Source organism: Helicobacter sp. MIT 03-1616, assembly GCF_000765685.2.
Lineage (GTDB): Bacteria > Campylobacterota > Campylobacteria > Campylobacterales > Helicobacteraceae > Helicobacter_C > Helicobacter_C typhlonius.
In genome coordinates this window covers 1-1,431 of record NZ_JROY02000029.1, presented here as the reverse complement: position 1 = coordinate 1,431, position 1,431 = coordinate 1, and the positions used below count along the sequence as shown (strand labels likewise).

Genomic DNA, 1,431 nt, shown 5'->3' with positions numbered 1-1,431 from the left:
GTATTCGATAGCTATACTAAACTAGACTTCACCACAGAAGTAAAAGATGCAAGTGGTAGAGTAGAAGTTGTAACAAATACTCTAGGCGAAGAGATTAGAAAAATGCTCTCTACAAGTGCTGCCTTTGCTCAAACATTAGGTAATGAAGCACAAGGCTTACAAGAAGCAGTGAATAAACTCACAAATCTTACAAACTCTCAAGCAAGTAGCTTAGAACAAACAGCTCAAGCAGTAGAAGAAATTACTTCATCTATGCAAAATGTAAGCAGTAAGACAAGTGAAGTCATTCAACAAAGTGAAGATATTAAAAATGTCATTGGCATTATTAGAGACATTGCAGACCAAACAAACTTACTTGCTCTTAATGCAGCAATAGAAGCTGCACGTGCAGGAGAACACGGAAGAGGATTTGCTGTTGTTGCTGATGAGGTGCGAAAACTAGCAGAACGCACTCAAAAATCTCTAGGAGAGATTGAAGCCAATACAAATCTCTTGGTTCAATCTATTAATGATATGGGAGAATCTATTAGAGAGCAAACTACTGGAGTTACTCAAATTAATGAGGCTATATCACATTTAGAATCTGTTACACAAGAGAATGTTGAGATTGCTAATTCTAGTGCAGAGATTAGTGAAAGAGTAGATAAAGTAGCTAAAGATATTCTAGATGATGTGAATAAGAAGAAGTTCTAAGCTCTAAGTAGGGCTTAAAAGTTTGCTTGGCTCTAGTAGCTAAGAGTCATCAAAAACTAGGGCTTTATCTAAAGACTTTAGCTCTATGGGCTAATAGATGAAGTTTTAGACTAAAAGTCTCTAGTGGCTCTTATGTCCTCTATGATAGAAAAATTTAAAGCAACCAATTTGCTTTAAATCCCAAAGACTACTCTTGCCCTAGTAAGTATGCTATTGGATAAAAGAAATGCTTAACTCATTAAAATAGGGATTGTGCCTAAGATAGAAAGAGCACTAGCCATAGCTCTTGCGAGATTCTATAAAGATTTAATATTCTTTAGGGTAGAAAGAAAAGAGCAATCTAACCAAAAGAGGCTTTATTATAAAACACACAAAAGATTATCTCAATTCCCCAAACATCATTAGCCATAAACCAAAGTAATAAGATAAGATTGTTAAGCTTCCCAAAACTCATAAAGGCTAAAATAACGATGTATCCCATAAAAACTATAACTAAAATAATTCCTAAAGGGTTTTTATGATGCTTCAAGACTCTTGGGCTTCTTTGAGAAATGCCACTCCATATATTAAGATGAATAAATAATGCTACTTACTCAAAATGGAATTTGTGTGCTATGAGCTTGGCTCTTTGAAAATGCTCCTTATTTAAAGATTCTTATAAGATTTATCAAATCTCACTTCTTTTAGAAACTTTGCCAAAGTATATTAGAATAAGAAAGACATTAAAGCAAATAAGTA

At 33.9% G+C, this 1,431-nt stretch carries 1 protein-coding gene; it reads left to right on the top strand.

The window, feature by feature from the left end; all coding sequences use genetic code 11:
- Positions 1-693 (top strand): methyl-accepting chemotaxis protein (locus LS67_RS09440; RefSeq protein ID WP_236096391.1); only part of this gene is annotated, 693 nt, incomplete at its 5' end.
- Positions 694-1,431: the final 738 nt, after the last annotated feature.